We start from the raw sequence: 14,714 nt of genomic DNA on the forward strand, positions 1-14,714 counted from the left end.
TCAGCAAGCGAGAGCCGTCTCGGCGATGAGCGCGTCCATGCCCGGCGTCGGGTCGGGAGCGCGGAGGAGCGTCTGACCGCTCATCGAGCATGCTCCTGGTCGGGAGCGATGACATCAATGCCAGCGACCGTCGCCGCTTCGGCAAGTCGGTGGTCGTAAGTGAGGACGGCATCGACGTCGAGGCGCATCGCCGCCTCCAGATGAAATGCATCGAGAGTGCGCAGACACGGCATCGGCAGGAACCCCGCCGAGCGGTAGGTCGCACGATCGAGTGCTGCGAGCGAAACACCATCGATGAGCGCACTGACCATGGCCTGATCTCGCCCCTCCCGCATAGCCATCCGACGCAGCTCCGTCTCCAGAAGGTCGCTCGACACGAGGCTGACGTCCGCCTGGTCGAGCCACTCCACCAGCGCTTTGGTCTCCGCCTGTGAGATGAGAAGCGCTCCGAGTGCGGACGTATCGACGTCGACGAGTGGAGTGCTGCTCACACCCGATCCTCTCGAAGCTCGTCGACGATGCGAGACATCGGTCGATCGCTCTCGGTCGGCTGAGGACTCAACGCCGCCCAGCCCCCGACACGCTTCGCAGCCCGAACGATCGGCAGAGTGGCGGCGGGCGCGTCAAGCGGGACGATGCGACCGACGGCGACGCCTCTGTTGGTCAGAACGAACGACTGACCCTCGCTGACAAGACGAAGAACGCGCCCGGACTCGTTACGCAACTCGCGCTGCGAGAGGCTCTCTATCTGTGGGTCAGTCGCGCCCATGAATCAAATGTAGAACGCGCGCTACACGTTGAGGCGGAACTCCACCACGTCGCTGCGATGAAGTGCATCTCCGACAGCGATTTCGCCGTGAACGCTGAACCCGGCGCGGCCAGGCCCGTCCGCCGCCGTGACCAGGAGCGAGCCCGGCATCACCGCTCGTACACGTCGCGGCGATGGCCGAGGGCCACGACCACGACCAGCAGCTTGCTGTCCTGGATTGTGTAGATGATCCGGTAATCGCCGACGCGGATCCTCAGTCCTGGGCGGCCGCGCAGAGCCTTCGCTCCTGGCGGGCGGGGATCGACGGCGAGCAGGGCGATTGCGCCGCGGATGCGCGCCTGGTCCTGACGGTCGATCTTCTTCAGGGCACGCAGGGCGGCAGGGCGCACCTCGATCTCGTAGGCCACGCTGGTCTACCAGCCCAGGTCAGCCTTGACCTGCTCCCAGGGGATGTTCGGGCCCTCCTCGGCCATCGCGGCGTCGAACGCGGCGATGTCTTCGGCTTCCTCGGCCGCGCTCTTCAGTCGCTCATACTCTGCAGGGGACAGCACGACCGCCTGTGCCTCGCCGCGGCGCTCCACGACCACTGCCTCGTGCTGGGCGGTCTCGATGAGCGCGGCGAAGCTCTTGCGCGCTTCGGAAGCGTTGATCGTGGACATGCAGATATTGTACAAGAGCGGCGGCGAGATGTACATGTTTGGGTAGAAGGCAGAGTCTGCCTCCCCGACCGGCAGCGGGCCACGCTCGGCGAACACCTGCTTCGCAGCCGCCGGAGGCCGTGAGGATGCCGAGTGTGACGAGCTGCCGGTCCCGCGACTCCCAGCCCCGGATGGGTGTAGATCTCGCCAAACGCCCACGCGACGGTCTGGTGCCCGAGCTCTGCAGAGACGTCCTGAAGCGCGTCGATGACCTTCCGGCCGGCCTGGCCGTCGATCGCATCGAACGCCGCCGTGCCATGGCCTGACATCCCACGTTCGATCGCCCACCTCACCTGATAGCGTCCGAAGATGATCGATCGGCTCGAGTATCTGGCCCGCACACTCTCGCGGACGAAGCGCAAGGACTACGAGAACTACGTGATCAACGCGGTGTGGAACCGACTCGATACCGAGACTCGTTCGAAGCTGAAGCCGGTATCGCAGCAGACGATCCGCACGCGGGACGGCACCCTGCGCTACATCGACCTGCTCTTCCCGCAGCTGAACCTGGCGATCGAGTGCGACGATCGCGGAGCTGTGCAATGTACTCCTCGACACGAGCTACAAACCGGGGCGTACGCGTTCGTACTTCACGCCGGCGACTCTCCGGAGCACCCGCGGCAGTGAGCGCGACCTTTCGCAGTACAAGATCTGGTGCCCGAAGAATATGGCCGCCGCGGGCGCCAAGCGCGAATGGACCAACGTCCTGTCGTCGAGCGGGGAGGAGATCCGCGAACGCCGAGCGAGCGTCGCCGACCGCAGCGTCGGGCTGTCATCCATCGTCCATCCGGCCCTCACATTCCTGCGGGTGAAGGACCAGGTGACGGGAGAGCGCGGGCTGCGGTTCATCGGCGTCTTCGAACGGGACAGGGTCGAGGGTGACACCGTCGTGTACCGGCGCACGGACACCGAGTTCACTCTGCCGGGCGCAGCTTCACGTCGATGATCGAGTGCTGGAGAAGCAGCTGGCTGCTCCCTGCTTCTCCGCCGCGCGACGGATCGTCGGATTCATCGGGTCGAAGCATCGCTCTCGACACGTTTCGTCGCGCCTGCGGCTCGCTCAATGACGAGAGGATAGTTCAGACGTTGAACCGGAACTCCACCACGTCACCGTCCTTCATGACGTAGTCCTTGCCCTCGAGGCGAGCCTTGCCCGCGGCGCGAGCTGCAGCCACCGAGCCGGTCTCGACGAGGTCGTCGAACGAGATGATCTCCGCCTTGATGAAGCCCTTCTCGAAGTCGGTGTGGATGACACCCGCGGCCTGGGGCGCCTTCCAGCCCTTGCCGATCGTCCACGCGCGAGCCTCCTTGGGGCCCGCCGTGAGATAGGTCTGCAACCCTAGTGTGTCGAAGCCGATGCGGGCGAGCTGGTCGAGACCCGACTCGTCCTGCCCGGTGGCGGCGAGGAGCTCCGCGGCATCCTCCGGATCGAGGTCGATGAGCTCGGACTCGATCTTCGCGTCGAGGAAGATGGCCTTAGCCGGCGCGACGAGGGCTGCGAGCTCGGCCTTGCGCCCGGCATCCGTCAGCACCGCCTCGTCGACATTGAAGACGAAGATGACCGGCTTCGAGGTGAGCAGGCCCAGCTCGCGGATCGGGGCGAGGTCGATGCCGGACACCGACAGCAGCACGCCGCGCTCGAGGGCGTCCTTCGCGGCGATCGCGGTCTCGAGGACGACGGGATCGATCTTCTTGCCCCGCACCTCCTTCTCATAGCGCGTGATCGCCTTCTCGATCGTCTGGAGGTCGGCGAGCATGAGCTCGGCGTTGATGGTCTCCATATCGGATGCCGGATTCACCGCACCGTCGACGTGCACCACGTCGTCGTCGGTGAAACCGCGCACCACCTGGGCGATGGCATCCGCCTCTCGGATGTTCGCGAGGAACTGGTTGCCGAGGCCCTCGCCCTCGCTCGCGCCGCGTACGATGCCGGCGATGTCGACGAACGACACCGCTGCGGGCAGGATGCGCTCGCTGCCGAAGATCTCCGCGAGCTTCTCAAGACGCGGGTCCGGCAGGTTGACCACGCCGACGTTCGGTTCGATCGTCGCGAACGGGTAGTTCGCCGCGAGCACGTCGTTCTTGGTCAGAGCGTTGAAGAGGGTGGACTTGCCGACGTTGGGCAGGCCGACGATCCCGATTGTAAGAGCCACGGAAGACGAGCTTACCGCCGCGGCTGCCATCGCCTCACCGAGCGCGCGACACCTGCGCCGTCAAGGGCGCACGGCGCGGAATGCCGTCGTGACGTACGGCAGGTCGATGGTGTCGTCCCCGTGCAGACCGAGTTCGTCGAACAGCGCATCCATATCGCGCGCGATCTGCGCGCGCTCGTCGACGGATGCTGTGATGATGTAGCTGCGCGAGAGCGCCATCCGATGCAGCATCTGCCTCGTCATCGGTCGCGCCCACTCCCAGCTCCGCTTGTCGACGTCGCCGAAAGGAGCCGCGATGTTCGGGCCGGTCGGGCCGTTCACCATGTTCTCCGCTGGACTGCTGTGCATGATCTCGGTGAGCCGCCGCACCCACGCTGCACGCTCGTCGCGGATGTTCCAGATGAGGCCGAGCACTCCCCCTGGTCGGATCACACGGGCGACCTCGGCGGAGGCGGCGACGGGGGCGACCCAGTGCCAGGCTTGGCCGAGCACGACCGCGTCGACGGCGGCATCCGGCAGCGGCAGCGCCTCCGCTGTGCCCACGAACGCTGGCACGCCCGGCACCGCCTCGCCGAGAGCGGCGAGCATCGCGGGGTCGGGATCGACGGCGACGACCTCGGCATCCGGCGCCGTGACCAGCGCACGGGTGAGCTTGCCCGTCCCTGCCCCCACGTCCGCGACGCGCCGCGGGCCCTCCGGGAGCGGATCGAGCATCCACGCGACCGCGTCGAAGGGGTACTCCGGCCTACCCGCTTCGTAATGGGCGGTCTCGGTTCCGAACGACGTCGCGCGCTCTGCGGCCATGCAGCCAGCCTACGGCGAGCCTGCCGGAGGAGCGCCGACGGAGAGGAGAGAGTGAAGACGTGCCCCTGGATTTCACCGCCATCGACTTCGAGACCGCGAACTCCAGCCCGGCGTCGGCCTGCTCCGTCGGTCTCGTCCGCGTCCGCGACGGCCATGTCGTGGCGACGGCGGGATGGCTCATCCAGCCGCCGGCGGGGCACGACGAGTTCCAGGAGTGGAACGTGCGGATCCACGGCATCCGCGCCGAGGACGTGCGCGGCGCCGCCACCTGGCGCGAGCAGTTCGACCGGCTGTGCTCCTTCGCCGGAACCGACGTGCTCGTCGCGCACAACGCCGGATTCGATCTCTCCGTGCTGCGGCGCGCGTCGCAGGCCACCGCGCTCGACTGCCCGCCCTATCGGTCGCTGTGCAGTCTGCAGGTGGCCCGCAAGACGTACGAGCTCGACTCGTACCGACTGCCGAAGGCGGCAGCCGCCGCCGGATTCGCCGAGTTCGCGCACCACGACGCCCTCGCCGACGCCAGGGCCTGCGCGCAGATCGTCATCGATGCGGCGAGGCGCGCCGGCGCCTGCGATGTGCACGAGCTCGCGCAGATCCTCGGCATCCGGATCTCCGAGCCCGCCGTCGCAGCCCCGGAGCGCGCCGTCGCCTGAGATCGCGATGTGCCTCTCAAGCGCGTCGTCGCTAACATGAGGGCGTACAAAGAGGGGGCTCCGTGTCGCAATCCGATGCACATGTGGTGAACAACGATCCGTTCTGGTCTGCGGTGCGTCGACGGCATCCGGATCTTGACATCGTCATCCTGCCCCCAGAACCGGAGCCGGTCGCCGATTCCACACTCCCGGTGCGCGCTCCCGAGCCCTTCGCCGCGCTCGAGATCGCGGAAGCGGATGGATGCTGGCAACGCCTTGTCGGGCATGGGATGCCGACCAGCGTGCGCCGCTGGATACCCGGCCCGACCCGAGATTCCGTGCGGCATGCAGTCACGCTCACGCTCGACGGAGTGAGCGCCGCTGCCGGGCTCGGGCACCTGCGCGAAGCATCGGCACCGCTCAAAGCCGACGGCTGGCAGGTGTTCATACCGCCGACCGGCATGCCCCGAATCGCAGCAGACCGGGCGGGCGAGATGGGAGCCGAGAGCCTGCTGTTCGGATACGCCACCGAGACCGGCCGCCTGTTCCTGCGCCTCACCTCGACCGGCCTGCCGGTAAGCGCGGGACGCGCGCGCGAGCTGATCGGATCCGTGTCGTGACCGACGGCGTGTACTACGACCCGCTCGCAACCGAGCTGCTGGTCCCTCGATGGTCCGATCAGGCATCCCAGTTGCGCAGCGCGGCCAACGGGCTCTCTGGGGTGTCGACGAGCGGGCTCCCCTCCGCCGCGCAAGGACCTGCGCGCATCTTCCTGGAGATGTGGGAGAACACCCAGCGGAAGGCATCTGTCGCCGCCGACGTCTACGCTGACGAACTGCGCTCCATCCACGGCGCGTATACGAGCTTCGACGAAGAGATCGCCCGCCGCCTGGAGCAGTTGGAGCCGCATTGACGACGATCGATCTTCCAGGGACCATCGCTCCTGTAAAGCGCCCCGATGGCACGCCATCCGACGCAGAGTCGCTGGCCGGTGTCTTGCTGTCGAACGCTGCACGCATCAATGAGTTCGCCGAGGAGGCGGCAGCCCTCGCCTCTCCCAATTACCTCTGGCTGGGAGAGGCCGCATCGGCGTACTCGGAGCACGCCGCAGCTTTCGCGAAGAAGCATGAGCCTATGGCGGCGACGCTCAAGCGCGTGGCCCGCGGCATAGACGTCTTCGCCGAACAGCTGCGGACGCTCTTGAGCGAGCACACCGACCTCACCGGCGAGATCTCCGCCTACCACCGCGATCGCAACGACCTCATTGCCGACGTGAATGCCGCCGTCGATGTGACCGAGGCTGCAATGGCCGAGCTTCAGGATCGCACCCGCAGCCTCGCCACACGGCACGCCGGACTCGTGGATGAAATCGCGCGTTTCACGCAGCGGGTGAGCGCGAACGAGGACTTCCTCGTGCAGCTGTTCACCGGCGCCGACACAGTCTCTGAAGCCGCGAGTGCCGACGGCGGGATCGCCCCTCTCGCCCTGAGCGCCATAGGTGGGATGCCCTCGGTGAGCGACGGGCCGGAGAAGATGGCGCAATGGTGGGCCGGTCTCTCCGAGGCCGAGCAGGATGCGCTGATCGCGGCATACCCGGAGCGGCTCGGCAGCGCCGATGGTCTGCCAGCGCGGGTACGCGACGATGCGAACCGGCTCCTGCTCGACAGCGAGCTTGCAGAGCTTCGAAGGAAAGACGAGGCCGGCACGCTCACCTCCGACGAGCGACAGCGCCTTGAGAACGCGGAGGCCGCGGCAGAGGCTCTGAAGCTCGCGGACGACTACGTCGTGCCGGGCACCGACGAGAAGCCGGGCGGGACTCTCTGGCTCTACGACCCCGACGCTTTCGACGGAGATGGCCGCGTCGCGATCGCTGTAGGCGACCTTGACACGGCCGATGACGTCTCGATTCAGATACCCGGCATCCGCACGGAAATGGACGATTCTCCGGCCTATGCGCAGCAAGCCGCCGATCTCTACGAGAGCGCGCGGTATAGCGGCGACGGTTCGAGCGTGGCGACCATGTTCTGGCTCGGGTACGACACTCCTGCCGGCGATCCTCTCGAATGGGGCGAGGTTCCACTGGAGCGATACGCCGCCGACGGTGGCGAGCGACTTGCGGATGCGGTCGACGGGCTCAGAGCATCGCGAGCGGACAACCCAGCACACATGACGGCAATCGGCCACAGTTACGGGTCGACTACAACGGCGTACGCGGCCACGGAGCACGGTCTCGCGGTCGACGACATCGCCCTGGTCGGCAGCCCGGGAACGGGCCCTGCCGAGAGTGCATCCGACTTCAGCGTCGGCGCCGATCACGTCTACGTCGGCCGCAACAGCAGTGACGTCGTCGCAGCCTTGGGTGATGAAGGATGGCTCGGCAAGGACTGGCTCTTCGATGCAGGACTCGGCGTCGACCCATCTTCGGAGGATTTCGGCGCGCACAGATTCGAGGCTGAGGCCGTGGACAGGCATCGAAATGTGGCCGTGGTGAGAGGCCATCACTACGAAAGCCCGAGCTACAACATCGATGATCACATCAAGTACTTCGACCGCGACACCGAGTCGCTCTACAACCTCGGTCGCATCGTCGACGGACACGGCGGTGATGTCAATGCAGCCGAACAGTCGTACGATCCGTGGTGGGATCTTGCGCAGGATCCGGAGGCGAATCGCACGCCGACCTCTGACGAAGACGGTCAGTCGAATACAGGACTAAACCCATGAAACGTACAGGACCGGTGATTACGGCCATATGCCTTTTCACGGTGCTCTTCACCGGTTGCGCATCCACGCCAGAGAGCGCCCGTGGGGAACTCGAGCGCCGAGCCGACGAGTTGGACGACGCCACTCAGGACATCCTCCAGGCGCTCGAGTCCGCCGGGACTCAAGCTGCATCAGCTGCCGGACATATCAACTACTGTGGCGGCAGCATGCTGCCCGGAATGGCATACACCACGTCCGCACACGCGACGGTCTCCGGAGACTTGTCCGAGGCGATGAGAGCTGTCATCGATGAGCTCACGACACTCGGATGGAATCACGTCGGCGAGATCGGGACAGACGATCTCTCTGCACGCTTCACACGAGACGACATCACCATCGACGTCAAAGCCGGCGGTGCCACGATCGGCGGGAAGCGATACGGAGAAGACGAGATCGAAGCCGGCACCACTCAGCCCGACAATTGCGTGCGAGTCCCCGACGGGACCTACGCCGACGAATTCGCGGACCTCGAAAAGGAGATCCTCCCACGTGAGTGACGACATCGATCGGGCGCATCGTCGACGGGCAGGGCAACGAGATCAACGCAGCTGAACAGTCGTACGATCCCTGGTGGGGCTTTGCGAAGGACCCGGAGGCGGATCGTATGCCGACGAGCGACGTTCTTGGACGGTCCGACACCGCGGAGTCGGAGGAAGAGCGATGAGAAGCACAGCGGTGGTCAGGCTGGGAGCGGGGCTGCTCGCACTCATTCTCGTCGGTTGTTCCCCGGTGCCTGCGGATCCGCATGCGGTGCTCGAGGAGAAAGCAGCGTCGGTCGACGCTGCGACCCAGGATGTCCTCGAATCTCTCGATGCCGCCGGATTGAGCGGCGCATCCGCGCACGGTAGCGTCGACGGCTGTCAGAGCGAACCCGCCCCCGGTGCCGCGTACCGCGCCGGCATCAGCGTAACCCTCGGCGAAGACCTCGTCACCGGATTCAACGCGCTCGTCGAGCAATTGGAGATGACCGGGTGGGCAGACACTCACACTTACGACGACGTGGACATACCCGCCGAGACCCCTGCCGGACGGCTCACGCGAGACGACATCACCCTCGACATCAAGACCGGCGGATCCACGGCAGGAGGAGTCCAATACGGCGCCGACGAGATGGATCTCGGGATCACGATCGCGGACGACTGCGTACGAATCCCCGATGGCGCCTACTTCACGAAGATGGTCGACCTCGAAAAGGAGATCCTCCCGCGTGAGTGATCCTGCGCGATGTCGGATGCCGGGGGCATCATGATCCTCATGGATGCTCTGACCCTCGTTCTCGCCCTCGCCGCCCTCGTCATCGGGGCCGCGTTCGGATGGTTCCTGCGGGCATCGCGCGGCGCGGCTGAGCGCGCGCGCCTGCAGGCCGAGCTCGCCGCAGCCCGTGACGACCGGGATCGCCAGTACGACCTGTACCGCGACACCGTGGAGCATGCGCGCGAGCAGCAGCGCGCCGAGGCGCACCGCGTGCAGCAGCAGAACGCGGTGCTGACCGCTCTCGCTCCCGTGCGCGAGAGCCTGCAGCAGATGCAGAACAAGGTCGCCGCGATCGAGCAGGAGAGGCATGCCCAGTTCGGCTCCCTCGCCGAGCAGCTGCGCAGGGCGCAGGAGTCCGACGAGGCCCTCCGTGCCACCACCGACTCGCTCGCCGGTGCGCTGCGATCGACCGCGACCCGCGGGGTGTGGGGCGAGACCCAGCTGCGGCGGGTCGTCGAGGCTGCGGGTCTGACCCGGCACGTCGACTTCGACCTCCAGTCGACCGTGTCGTCCGATCGAGGCACCGGACGTCCCGACATGGTCATCCGGCTCGCCGGCGGCGCCTCGGTCCCCGTCGACGCGAAGGTGCCCCTCGACGCCTACCTCGAAGCATCGGCGCTGCCCGTCGGCGACGCCAACGAGAGCCAGCGCCGGGCACTCATGCAGAAGCACGTGAAGGCCGTCAGGGCGCACATCGACGCCCTGACCAAGAAGGCGTACTGGTCGGGCCTCGACACGGGCCCCGAGTTCGTCATCTGCTTCCTGCCGAGCGAATCGCTGCTCGCGGCGGCGATCGATGAAGATCCGACGCTGCTCGACTACGCGTTCAGCCGCCGCGTGGCGCTCGCGTCGCCCGTCAACCTCTGGGCGGTGCTGAAGACCGTCGCCTACACCTGGACCCAGCAGGAGGTCTCGACCGAGGCCAAGGCGCTGCTGAGCCTGGGCACGCAGCTGTACGACCGCCTGGGAGTGCTCGCCGGTCACGCCGATGATCTGCGCCGGGCGCTGGAGCGCACGGTCGACAGCTACAACAGGTTCGCAGGCTCCCTGGAGAACCGCGTGCTCGTGACGGCCCGACAGTTCCCCGGCATCGACTCCTCAGCGCTCGATGCAGCACCTCAGGTGATCGAGAGCGCCCCGCGCCGCTTCACCGCGAGTGAGCTGGCCGCGGCGGCCGATCCGTCGCGCGGCGACGACCCCGATGGCACCGCCGCGACCGCGCGTGCGGAGCTCGGCGACCTGCGTCACCGTCTCGACGACGAATGATCCGATCGGTGGAAGACGACTGCGCGTCAGGCCACGCCGGGAACGCCCGAGAGCAGGAGGATGACCAGGCCGCTCGTCGCGAGGAAGGCGCCGATCATCCACCAGGCGCTGATCTCGTGGCCCTCATCACGACGCTTGCGGAAGAGCACGTCGGCGCGACGCGCCGGATCCGTCGCGTGAACATCGGGCGCCGACGTGCGGGCCGCAGCCTCCAGCTGGTCGGGGTTCACGCGAAGGATGCGGCCGGTGTTCGTCGTCACGAACTTCGTCTCGGCTGCCTTCGCACCCTTGGTCTGCTGCGCGGTCATGTGCTCGCCCTCCTGTGCCTGCGGATCGTCGCCGGTCCATCGACGGTGAGAAACCCCCGTGACAATTGTGTCACGAGGCATGCGGAGAGCCCGGTCAGCCAGGTCACGGCGGGTTCCGGCTCGATAACGATGCCCGTCCGGGTCACGCCGACGGCGCGGCGGAGCCCGCCGACCGGCTGCACCGGATCATCGTGCGGTCAGAGCCACTTGGAGACGAGGTGCTCCGAGGCGATGCGGCGCAACGTCCCCGACGCGCCGCGCAGCACGACGCTCTCGGTGTAGATGTAACCGGCCTCGCGCCGCACGCCGGCGACGAGCTGCCCGTCGGTGACACCCGTCGCGACGAAGATCGTGTTGTCGCCCTTGACCAGGTCATCGGCCTCGTAGATCTTGTCCATGTCGAGCCCGGCGTCGATTCCGCGCTGACGCTCGTCGTCATCGCGCGGCCACAGCCGTCCCTGGATGTGTCCGCCGAGCGCCTTGATCGCGCACGCGGTGACGATGCCCTCCGGGCTGCCGCCCACGCCGACGCACATGTCGGTGCGCGCACCGTGACGGGCGGCGTTGATGCCGCCGGCGACGTCGCCGTCGCTCATCAGTCGAGTTCCCGCCCCGGCGTCACGGATCTCCTGGATGAGCTTCTCGTGACGGGGGCGGTTCAGCACAGACACGACGATCTCGTCGACCGGCTTGCCGAGGGCCGCGGCGAGGTTGCGGATGTTCTCACCGACGGGCTTGCGGATGTCGACGACGCCGACACCGGCCGGGCCGGTGACGAGCTTGTCCATGTAGAAGACACTCGAGGCGTCAAGCATGGTGCCTCGATCGGAGACGGCGATCACCGACAGCGCGTTCTGACGACCGGCCGCCGTGAGCGAGGTGCCATCGATCGGATCGACCGCGATGTCGCAGAGCGGGCCGGTCCCGGTGCCGACGACCTCGCCGTTGAAGAGCATCGGCGCATTGTCCTTCTCGCCCTCGCCGATGACGACCCTCCCCTGGAACGAGACTGTCCCGAGGAAGGCGCGCATCGCGTCGACGGCAGCACCGTCGGCCGCCTCTTTGGCGCCGCGTCCGATGAACGGCACCGCGCGGATGGCCGCGGCCTCCGTCGCTCGAACGAGCTCCATCGCGAGGTTGCGATCGGGGCGCAGCGGACTCAGGTCACCTGTCAGACTCACCATGCCGCCACAGTATCCAGTCATGAATCCGATTTCCTTCGTTTTCGACGACATATCGATGAAGGATTCGGGATTCTTAACAACCTAGCAGAGCGTCCCGTTACGACGCGTCATCCCCACGGCATCCGCTCCCCGACCGGATAGAGTGACTGCTGTCCCGGCTTCACCTATCGCAGGAGTTCTCATGCCCGTCGCCACCCCGGACCAGTACGCAGAAATGCTCGATCGCGCGAAGGCAGGCGGCTTCGCTTATCCCGCGTTCAACGTTTCCAGCTCCCAGACCATCAACGCCGTCCTCCAGGGCCTGACCGAGGCCGGCTCCGACGGCATCATCCAGGTGACCACCGGCGGCGCCGACTACTTCGCCGGCCACACCGTCAAGGCCCGCGCCACCGGCGCCCTCGCCTTCGCGCGCTACGCCACCGAGGTCGCCAAGAACTACCCGATCACCGTGGCCCTGCACACCGACCACTGCCCGAAGGACGCCCTCGCCGGCTTCGTCGAGCCGCTCATTGCCGCCAGCGAGGAAGAGGTCAAAGCCGGCCGCAATCCGATCTTCCAGTCGCACATGTGGGACGGCTCGGCCGTTCCCCTCGCGGAGAACATCGAGATCGCGAAGGACCTGCTCCCCCGCGTGAAGAACATCAACGCCATCCTCGAGGTTGAGATCGGCGTGGTCGGCGGCGAGGAGGACGGCGTCCAGCACGAGGGCTCGAACGAGGCGCTCTACACGACCTTCGCCGACGTCGACCAGGCCGTCCAGGCGCTGGGCCTCGGCGAGCAGGGCCGCTACATCGCCGCCCTCACCTTCGGCAACGTGCACGGCGTCTACAAGCCGGGCGGCGTGAAGCTGCGCCCCGAGCTGCTCGGCGAGATCCAGGCCGAGGTCGCCCAGAAGTACGGCACCGGTCCGAAGCCGCTCGACCTCGTCTTCCACGGCGGCTCCGGCTCCACCGACGAAGAGATCGCCCTCGCCGTCGCGAACGGCGTCATCAAGATGAACATCGACACCGACACGCAGTACGCCTACACGCGCGCGATCGCCGACTACATGTTCAAGAACTACGACGGCGTGCTCAAGGTCGACGGCGAGGTCGGCAACAAGAAGCAGTACGACCCGCGCGCCTGGGGCAAGATCGCGGAGTCCGCGATGGCCGCCCGCGTCGTCGAGTCGACCCGTCAGCTGGGCTCGCACGGCCAGTCGAAGAGCTGACGCACACGTCACGGCGCGATGCCCCGGTCGTCTTCGCGACCGGGGCATCGCGCTGTGCAGAACCTGATCCCGCGTCGGTTCCGCGGTGCACGGCGCACCGCCAGGAGGTTCCTACCGGCCGCCTCCGGCGAGGTACGCGACGAACGCCGGGTCTCCGAGCATCGGGACGGTCAGGATGACGCCCGTGACGACGGAGGTGATCACGGCGCCGACGACGGGTACCCACCAGGTCAGCCGACCGCGCCGCAGCCGTCGGATGGCGAGAGCGGCGGTCAGCGTCCAGCCGAGGACGAGGACCACGGCCGCGACCGTGCCCCACAGCCGCCCCTGGGCGTAGTTCGTGAACTCGCCCTCGATGCCGAGCACCCCCATGACCTCGTTCATGACCCCGGGCAGGTCCAGGTAGGACAAGCCGGTGGCGATGACGTTGACGAGGCCGTAGGCGAGCAGGACGATCGTCACGAGCCGATCGACCGGGCGCTTGCGCGGAGCCGTCTGCGCAGCATCCGTCGTCTCCGTCGTCAGCGGCTCCGACGACACGAGCGCCGGGGCGATCTGCACCGACGGAAGGCCGGCTGCCCGGCGCTGCTCTTCGGGGGTCGCCAACTCGCCGTACCGGGGCAGATTATCACTCATCACGCCATGCTAACCGGCATCCATCGGAGCGGGCTCCGAACGTGCGCTCCCCGGAGGACTCGGAAAAACACGGCGGCCCCGGCGAAGTGGGGACTCCTCGGGGCCGCGGATTCGGAGCGCTGGGGACACTCGTTATCCAAGTGGACCGCAAGACGCTGGGGACGTCGTTGCTGCCAGTAGCGTCGTCGTTCGGACTGCTACATCACCGATGATAGAAAAGCGCGTGACCGACGTCCAGCGGCATTTTTTCAGATGATGAACCATGCCCAGGAATCGGGTCACAGGCGGTCGGCGCCCAGCTGCAGGGCGAGCCGTCCGGCCACGCCGCGGAGCTGACGGGCCGCCTGCTCCGGCGTCAGCAGACCCTGGCCGTGCGGGATCGACACGGCGAGCGAGGCGGTGATGCCCGGCGCGATCACCGGCACCGCGATGCACGTGTGCCCCATCACGTACTCCTCCCGGTCGATGCTCCACCCCGGCCCGTGCTCGAGCTGGGCGAGGAGCGTGCGCCGATCGCTGATCGTGTGCGGGGTGAGCTCGCCGAGCGGATGCCGGGAGAGGTAGTCCAGCCTCTCCGCGACGGGCAGATCTGCCAGGATCCTCTTGCCGAGGGCGGTGGCATGGGCGCTGTCGTGCAGACCAACCCACAGCTCCACACGCGGGTTCTCGACGGCGTCCACGATGTCGACCAGGTGCACCTCCCCGTCCGTGAAACGCGACAGGTACGCGGCGACGCCGGTCAGCTCCGTCACGGTGTTCAGGCTCTCTCTGACCCGCGAGACGAACATGCCGGCACCGCCCGCCGGAGCGGAGAAACCCGGAAATCGCGCACCGAGGACGACGCCGTCGGGCTCGGTGCGCAGATACCCCTCGTGCACGAGCGTGCGCACGAGATTGTAGGTGGTCCCCGACGTGAGCCCACTGGAGACCGCCAGCGACTTCACCGGAACCGGACGCGCCGAGTTCGCCACGATATCGACCAGTGACAGCGCGCGCTGCACCGAGCCGATCAGCGTCTGCTCACCCTGAGAACTCAT

At 67.2% G+C, this 14,714-nt stretch carries 21 protein-coding genes; 11 read left to right on the plus strand and 10 right to left on the minus strand.

The window, feature by feature from the left end:
* Window positions 1-80: 80 nt before the first annotated feature.
* The 4 genes from QM568_RS04210 to QM568_RS04225 all read right to left on the minus strand — a co-directional run bounded on the left by QM568_RS04210 (window position 81) and on the right by QM568_RS04225 (window position 1,428).
* The gene (locus QM568_RS04210) at window positions 81-491 is read right to left on the minus strand and encodes a type II toxin-antitoxin system VapC family toxin (protein ID WP_415136127.1); all 411 of its coding nucleotides are present in this window, start codon (window positions 489-491) and stop codon (window positions 81-83) included.
* A complete protein-coding gene (locus tag QM568_RS04215; RefSeq protein ID WP_415136129.1) occupies window positions 488-769 on the minus strand; it encodes a type II toxin-antitoxin system Phd/YefM family antitoxin in 282 nt (93 codons plus the stop codon). The genes QM568_RS04210 and QM568_RS04215 overlap by 4 nt, the downstream gene beginning before the upstream one ends.
* Window positions 770-918: 149 nt before the next feature.
* Window positions 919-1,176 (minus strand): type II toxin-antitoxin system RelE family toxin, encoded by a 258-nt coding sequence (locus QM568_RS04220; protein ID WP_415136131.1) that lies wholly within the window; start codon window positions 1,174-1,176, stop codon window positions 919-921.
* Window positions 1,177-1,182: 6 nt separating this feature from the next.
* Window positions 1,183-1,428 (minus strand): type II toxin-antitoxin system Phd/YefM family antitoxin, encoded by a 246-nt coding sequence (locus QM568_RS04225; RefSeq protein WP_415136133.1) that lies wholly within the window; start codon window positions 1,426-1,428, stop codon window positions 1,183-1,185.
* A gap of 348 nt (window positions 1,429-1,776) precedes the next feature.
* On the opposite strand from QM568_RS04225, the gene QM568_RS04230 reads away from it, so the two are divergent.
* A complete protein-coding gene (locus QM568_RS04230) occupies window positions 1,777-2,094 on the plus strand; it encodes an AbaSI family restriction endonuclease (protein ID WP_415136135.1) in 318 nt (105 codons plus the stop codon).
* Entirely contained in the window at window positions 2,003-2,413 is a 411-nt protein-coding gene (locus tag QM568_RS04235) for a hypothetical protein (protein WP_415136294.1), read from the plus strand. Before QM568_RS04230 ends, QM568_RS04235 begins: the two co-directional genes overlap by 92 nt.
* A gap of 133 nt (window positions 2,414-2,546) precedes the next feature.
* Here QM568_RS04235 and ychF read toward each other — a convergent pair whose 3' ends face one another.
* Both ychF and QM568_RS04245 read right to left on the minus strand, forming a co-directional pair.
* Complete coding sequence (gene ychF / locus QM568_RS04240) at window positions 2,547-3,620, minus strand: redox-regulated ATPase YchF (RefSeq protein WP_415136137.1); 1,074 nt, start codon at window positions 3,618-3,620, stop codon at window positions 2,547-2,549.
* A gap of 60 nt (window positions 3,621-3,680) precedes the next feature.
* The gene (locus QM568_RS04245) at window positions 3,681-4,424 is read right to left on the minus strand and encodes a class I SAM-dependent methyltransferase (protein WP_415136139.1); all 744 of its coding nucleotides are present in this window, start codon (window positions 4,422-4,424) and stop codon (window positions 3,681-3,683) included.
* Window positions 4,425-4,483: 59 nt separating this feature from the next.
* Between QM568_RS04245 and QM568_RS04250 the strand changes: the two genes are divergently transcribed.
* The 8 genes from QM568_RS04250 to QM568_RS04285 all read left to right on the plus strand — a co-directional run bounded on the left by QM568_RS04250 (window position 4,484) and on the right by QM568_RS04285 (window position 10,339).
* Entirely contained in the window at window positions 4,484-5,077 is a 594-nt protein-coding gene (locus QM568_RS04250) for a 3'-5' exonuclease (protein ID WP_415136141.1), read from the plus strand.
* Window positions 5,078-5,163: 86 nt separating this feature from the next.
* Entirely contained in the window at window positions 5,164-5,676 is a 513-nt protein-coding gene (locus tag QM568_RS04255) for a hypothetical protein (protein WP_415136143.1), read from the plus strand.
* Window positions 5,673-5,969 carry a hypothetical protein gene (locus QM568_RS04260; RefSeq protein WP_415136145.1) on the plus strand — a complete coding sequence of 99 codons (297 nt, stop codon included), beginning with the start codon at window positions 5,673-5,675 and terminating at the stop codon, window positions 5,967-5,969. The genes QM568_RS04255 and QM568_RS04260 overlap by 4 nt, the downstream gene beginning before the upstream one ends.
* Window positions 5,966-7,780, plus strand: coding sequence for an alpha/beta hydrolase (locus QM568_RS04265; RefSeq protein ID WP_415136147.1), 1,815 nt, complete (start codon window positions 5,966-5,968; stop codon window positions 7,778-7,780). The genes QM568_RS04260 and QM568_RS04265 overlap by 4 nt, the downstream gene beginning before the upstream one ends.
* The gene (locus QM568_RS04270; RefSeq protein ID WP_415136149.1) at window positions 7,777-8,316 is read left to right on the plus strand and encodes a hypothetical protein; all 540 of its coding nucleotides are present in this window, start codon (window positions 7,777-7,779) and stop codon (window positions 8,314-8,316) included. The genes QM568_RS04265 and QM568_RS04270 overlap by 4 nt, the downstream gene beginning before the upstream one ends.
* Window positions 8,313-8,483: a hypothetical protein gene (locus tag QM568_RS04275; RefSeq protein WP_415136151.1), complete on the plus strand. Its 171-nt coding sequence runs from the start codon at window positions 8,313-8,315 to the stop codon at window positions 8,481-8,483. Before QM568_RS04270 ends, QM568_RS04275 begins: the two co-directional genes overlap by 4 nt.
* Entirely contained in the window at window positions 8,480-9,034 is a 555-nt protein-coding gene (locus tag QM568_RS04280) for a hypothetical protein (RefSeq protein WP_415136153.1), read from the plus strand. Before QM568_RS04275 ends, QM568_RS04280 begins: the two co-directional genes overlap by 4 nt.
* A 39-nt stretch (window positions 9,035-9,073) precedes the next feature.
* Window positions 9,074-10,339, plus strand: coding sequence for a DNA recombination protein RmuC (locus QM568_RS04285; RefSeq protein WP_415136296.1), 1,266 nt, complete (start codon window positions 9,074-9,076; stop codon window positions 10,337-10,339).
* Window positions 10,340-10,365: 26 nt separating this feature from the next.
* Here QM568_RS04285 and QM568_RS04290 read toward each other — a convergent pair whose 3' ends face one another.
* The gene (locus QM568_RS04290; RefSeq protein WP_415136155.1) at window positions 10,366-10,647 is read right to left on the minus strand and encodes a hypothetical protein; all 282 of its coding nucleotides are present in this window, start codon (window positions 10,645-10,647) and stop codon (window positions 10,366-10,368) included.
* A 197-nt stretch (window positions 10,648-10,844) separates the two neighbouring features.
* Entirely contained in the window at window positions 10,845-11,831 is a 987-nt protein-coding gene (gene glpX, locus QM568_RS04295; RefSeq protein ID WP_415136157.1) for a class II fructose-bisphosphatase, read from the minus strand.
* Between the two features lie 181 nt (window positions 11,832-12,012).
* Here glpX and fbaA point away from each other — a divergent pair, with 181 nt between their 5' ends.
* Window positions 12,013-13,041 carry a class II fructose-bisphosphate aldolase gene (gene fbaA, locus QM568_RS04300; RefSeq protein WP_415136159.1) on the plus strand — a complete coding sequence of 343 codons (1,029 nt, stop codon included), beginning with the start codon at window positions 12,013-12,015 and terminating at the stop codon, window positions 13,039-13,041.
* Window positions 13,042-13,152: 111 nt separating this feature from the next.
* On the opposite strand, the gene QM568_RS04305 is transcribed toward fbaA, so the two are convergent.
* Both QM568_RS04305 and QM568_RS04310 read right to left on the minus strand, forming a co-directional pair.
* Window positions 13,153-13,677 carry a DUF6264 family protein gene (locus tag QM568_RS04305; protein ID WP_415136161.1) on the minus strand — a complete coding sequence of 175 codons (525 nt, stop codon included), beginning with the start codon at window positions 13,675-13,677 and terminating at the stop codon, window positions 13,153-13,155.
* Between the two features lie 278 nt (window positions 13,678-13,955).
* Window positions 13,956-14,714 (minus strand): IclR family transcriptional regulator, encoded by a 759-nt coding sequence (locus QM568_RS04310; RefSeq protein ID WP_415136163.1) that lies wholly within the window; start codon window positions 14,712-14,714, stop codon window positions 13,956-13,958.

The organism is Microbacterium sp. (genome assembly GCF_047607465.1).
Classification (GTDB): Bacteria; Actinomycetota; Actinomycetes; order Actinomycetales; family Microbacteriaceae; genus Microbacterium.

Bases quoted from the DNA above. Each gene is read 5' to 3' on its own strand.
- QM568_RS04215 (WP_415136129.1), bottom strand. From the start codon at position 769: ATGGGCGCGACTGACCCACAGATAGAGAGCCTCTCGCAGCGCGAGTTG.
- QM568_RS04245 (WP_415136139.1), bottom strand. From the start codon at position 4,424: ATGGCCGCAGAGCGCGCGACGTCGTTCGGAACCGAGACCGCCCATTAC.
- QM568_RS04285 (WP_415136296.1), top strand. From the start codon at position 9,074: ATGGATGCTCTGACCCTCGTTCTCGCCCTCGCCGCCCTCGTCATCGGG.
- fbaA (WP_415136159.1), top strand. From the start codon at position 12,013: ATGCCCGTCGCCACCCCGGACCAGTACGCAGAAATGCTCGATCGCGCG.
- QM568_RS04290 (WP_415136155.1), bottom strand. From the start codon at position 10,647: ATGACCGCGCAGCAGACCAAGGGTGCGAAGGCAGCCGAGACGAAGTTC.
- QM568_RS04270 (WP_415136149.1), top strand. From the start codon at position 7,777: ATGAAACGTACAGGACCGGTGATTACGGCCATATGCCTTTTCACGGTG.
- QM568_RS04310 (WP_415136163.1), bottom strand. From the start codon at position 14,714: ATGAGTTCTCAGGGTGAGCAGACGCTGATCGGCTCGGTGCAGCGCGCG.
- QM568_RS04230 (WP_415136135.1), top strand. From the start codon at position 1,777: ATGATCGATCGGCTCGAGTATCTGGCCCGCACACTCTCGCGGACGAAG.
- QM568_RS04280 (WP_415136153.1), top strand. From the start codon at position 8,480: ATGAGAAGCACAGCGGTGGTCAGGCTGGGAGCGGGGCTGCTCGCACTC.
- glpX (WP_415136157.1), bottom strand. From the start codon at position 11,831: ATGGTGAGTCTGACAGGTGACCTGAGTCCGCTGCGCCCCGATCGCAAC.
- QM568_RS04305 (WP_415136161.1), bottom strand. From the start codon at position 13,677: ATGAGTGATAATCTGCCCCGGTACGGCGAGTTGGCGACCCCCGAAGAG.
- QM568_RS04225 (WP_415136133.1), bottom strand. From the start codon at position 1,428: ATGTCCACGATCAACGCTTCCGAAGCGCGCAAGAGCTTCGCCGCGCTC.